Raw genomic sequence first — 4,154 nt, 5'->3', positions numbered from 1 at the left:
ATCATCATGATCCTTATTTTTATTTAGCGATAAACTATGTATCATAAACCAATTCGTTGGTCGATAACTGCTCTCAAAAATGACTACAAAATTTGGTGGAAGTGTTCAGTAGATTTGAACCCGTGTTTTTTTAAAAGCCCATCAGGACATTTTGGACAACAATCATCTTTGAAAGATACCTCACTAGCCTGCAATTGCAGAATTTTATCTTGGGTTTTAGATATCAATTCCATTTGAACTTCATGACGGATACCAAAATCCAAGCAACTTTCTGGGGCTGAAACTTCGCCTTCTAAAATAATATTATCTTGCGTTTCATTGCAAGGCTTCATATCATATTCTTCAAATATGACTCGATAATACTTTGCCACAATAGCACCTAACAGGTTTTTAATTGAAGCTAGTATTACCGTTTTAACATCTATTGTCAACCATAAAAATTACACTCCCCTCTTCCTGTACATTTTCATTATCGAATGCAGGTGGCGAAGAAAAAAATCCAGTCCTACTGAGGATTGATGTCACTTCAATGTCTTGACCTGGAAACAGGCGCTGTGGCTTAGCATGCCCGAAATTAAGTAGGTGCGCATCTGGCTCCTGCTTAAATCTAAATGCATTATCCACTTGCTGCAAAAACTCCTGGCTTAGCGAGAAAGAGTTGCCGTACTTAGAGCCCAGGTATTCTTTGAGTTGCTGTTGTTTTTCTATAGAAAAATCCAGTAATTTCAAGGCACTCCAATCCTCATCTGTCATGTCATCGCCACCTATGCATTTTTCCCAGGCATTTTTAACTGCATCGCCATGGCCTTGCTTGAGGCACTCTTCGAAATGATGCACCACAAATGCATCAATTTCCTCGTTCAGCAAGTCTTTGGTCAGGAGTTTTAATAAAGCATGTCCTTGTAATGATTGAAATAAACGACGCTTAACACCAGAATAACAACTTGGCCTGTCTGCCTCTTGGTCGTCATATTCTTCAGTTATGACATTTCCATCTTCATCGTATTGTTCCTCGCCATTGGCATTTACTTTGATGCGTGTTTTATCCCAGTTATGGGCGCGCCCTATATGTGCTAATTCATCAATAAAATGTTCTAAGCGTGTTTCTAACGTATAGCCATCACTAGGGATTGCTTGTTCATCAATTGCGGCTAAATAAAAAAGTGCAATTTCTGCTTGATATTCCTCAAAGGTAGACCATTTTTCATTAAGATTGTTTTCATCTACATGAACATAAGAAGCATGAGCATGCATCCATGGGTTAGGCTTTGATAAATAACGGTAAGCGGTATGGTCTTTATGTTGGTAATAAGCCTTTAGCGCTGATTTTCTTTCTAAGGCATTTAATTCTAATGCCTGGAAGTCAGGCCATGCCAGGGGTAATTCAATAGTTCTAGTGTTGTTCTCGTTGTTGCTAATCACTTTTATACTGGCAGGGCTTTCATCATAGCGTGATTTAAGGGTGTCGCGTAAATTATCTAAAATGTTGCTGGCCCCAGTGGTCTTTAACAAAGGTTCATAGCGATTAATCACGCCCTCTAAGCGTAAGCGCTCATCTTTGCTTAAAGCGGTCATCGAAGATTCGCGGTCGCGGGCAAGTGCTGATAAATCTAATAATCCTGCTCGCTCATTGCGATAAAAATTATTTTGTTCTGCCAATGCGCGAACAGCAGGGATATTCATTAACAATGCTGCTGCAGATTCATTGTCAAGGTTTAAGGCAATGCGTAGTAGTTCATTGTGCTGTTCAGGACTTACTGCCTGGTGAGCTAAATTTTTTACTGCGGGTATTTCCAATAAAAACAAAATGTCATCACGTAACGCTTCATCATTACGTCGGATTATGTTTCGTAACATATAAAATAGGAGTTTTGCTTCTTCTTCGTTTTCTATATTAAAAATGACGTTTGGATTAGCTGCTTCCATAGTGGCTTTTTGCGAGCGAAGAGCACTGAGCTTTGCGCCTACAAAAGGGTTAATAAAATCAAACCCATATTCATAATTATGAGCCTCGGCATAGGAAAAAACGTCGGGTTTCGTTAATAAATAATTAGTAATATTAAGGCGTCTTAAAGCGGCAGCATTACGGAAAAATCCATAATTATTGGACTCAATCATTGATAGCACATTGTTCGGCGATATTTCATCTAAATAGCGAATAGGTTCCTCGAAATCATGAAAAGTCAGAAAATAAGGCCTTCTACATAATGTTGCTATCATTGCTTCACGTTCTCGCTGCGCCAATCCGACCAAGTACCTCATGATATCCAAATGGCCTCGTTCGGCAGCCACGCAAAAAGCCTTATAATCCCCTGCTGCAATCATCTCTTGTACCTTATCTGGAGCTAATTGCATTAAGCGCTCCATGATATCCAAACGGCCTTGTGCGGCAGCCACGCAAAAAGCCTTATAATCCCCTGCTGCAATCATCTCTTGTACCTTATCTGGAGCTAATTGCATTAAGCGCTCCATGATATCCAAATGACCTTGTTCGGCAGCCACGCAAAAAGCCTTATAATCCCCTGCTGCAATCATCTCTTGTACCTTATCTGGAGCTAATTGCATCAAGTTTTCTATAATATCTTGGCGTGCGCTTTTCGCAGCTAAGAAGAGCATTGGGTAACTTCCTCTCGCATCAAGCAGGTCTTGAGCCTTGTCTGGAACTAATTGCATTAAACGATCCATAATATACATACAATAATCAATGGTAGTATCATCAGCGTCCCAAAGTGCAATAAAATTATTCTGCATTTGAAGAGAATAAATCCCAAAAAAATTAGCCATCTCTTGCACCTTATCTGGAGCTACTTGCATTAAGCGCTCCATGATATCCAAACGGCCTTTTGCGGCAGCCACGCAAAAAGCCTTATAATCCCCTGCTGCAATCATCTCTTGTACCTTATCTGGAGCTACTTGCATTAAGCGCTCCATGATATCCAAACGGCCTTTTGCGGCAGCCAAGACAAAAAGGCGGCAATCAAATTGTGTGACAATATCTGGAGTGAGTTGCGCCAAAAATGCCAGAGTGTCAAGATAGTCAGCTGTTTTGTTGGAGACAAAAAGGAACCGATACCATTGCTTAGCCATGACTTGTACCTTATCTGGATCTAATTGCATTAAGCGCTCCATGATGCCCAAACGGTCTTGTTCGGCAGCCAAGCAAACAATCCTATAATCCTCTGCTGCAATCATCTCTTCTACCATACCTGGAGCTAATTGCATTAAGCGCTCCATGATATCCAAATGGCCTTGTTCGGCAGCCGAGAAAAAAGCCCTATAGTCCCCTGCTGCAATCATCTCTTGCACTTTATCTGGAGCTAATTGCATTAAGCGCTCCATGATATCCAAATGGCCTTGTTCGGCAGCCGAGAAAAAAGCCCCATATTTCTCTGCTGCAATCATCTCTTGCACTTTATCTGGAGCTAATTGCATTAAGCGCTCCATGATATCCAAATGGCCTTGTGCGGCAGCAAGGCAAAAAAGCTCAACATTTATATCTTCTATATATGAATTCGTCTGGCCAACTAAAAAACTACGGATCCAAGCTGGTCTTCCTAAAAGCACCGCAACACAAATGAGTACTTTATTATTGTATAAGCAAAGCTGTTCGATTAGTCTTTTTTGTGCATCATCATCGAGATTTGGATGGCTTACCACTAGCGATATAGAAGAGACTATTCTTTTTTGAACTGTGTTCAGTTTTGTAGTTAGTGCTTGTACTTCCTCATATAGACTTTCTCCGGCTTCCATCATAGGTATCAAGTAATCAGGTAGCTTTTCGTTAAAAATATATCGATTTTTCCATATGGAATTAGGTATCGGTGACGCCTGTTTGCTAGCTATCAGTGCACTAGGATTAACTTCGCCTGCTAGGACTTGAGACCAAGAAAATAATGTAGTAATTTTCATTTATGATAAACCTCGTACAATTTAGCACCATTAATCGAAAATAATACATTATACACAAATTAAATATTTCGCGCACTATAAGTTCGGCATGGTTCAAATAACCCCTGTTTTAGTGAGCACCGAGGGAAGTGTAATTTTTATGGTTGCCACTAACTAACTAAATAGATGCAACTACAGTTTTCCAATTTAGATCCCAATCATTGCTAGCAATAGCTGCTCGAAGTTGCAAAATTGGATCTAATCCC

General features: G+C 40.1%; 2 protein-coding genes. Both read right to left on the bottom strand.

Annotated features, from left to right (window positions below; all coding sequences use genetic code 11):
• Positions 1 to 83 precede the first annotated feature (83 nt).
• A complete protein-coding gene (locus ELY15_RS14095) occupies positions 84 to 431 on the bottom strand; it encodes a hypothetical protein (RefSeq protein ID WP_127101127.1) in 348 nt (115 codons plus the stop codon).
• Positions 415 to 3,909, bottom strand: coding sequence for an ankyrin repeat domain-containing protein (locus tag ELY15_RS14090; RefSeq protein ID WP_127101125.1), 3,495 nt, complete (start codon positions 3,907 to 3,909; stop codon positions 415 to 417). The genes ELY15_RS14095 and ELY15_RS14090 overlap by 17 nt, the downstream gene beginning before the upstream one ends.
• Between the last annotated feature and the right edge of the window lie 245 nt (positions 3,910 to 4,154).

The sequence above is a fragment of the Legionella sp. km772 genome (assembly GCF_003989735.1).
In the GTDB taxonomy this organism is placed as follows: Bacteria; Pseudomonadota; Gammaproteobacteria; order Legionellales; family Legionellaceae; genus Legionella.
The sequence above is the reverse complement of the archived record's forward strand: the minus strand, read 5'-3'. Positions and strand labels throughout refer to the sequence as shown.

What these genes read in the sequence shown, in the direction of transcription:
- ELY15_RS14090 (WP_127101125.1), bottom strand. Translation starts at nt 3,909, where the DNA reads ATGAAAATTACTACATTATTTTCTTGGTCTCAAGTCCTAGCAGGCGAA.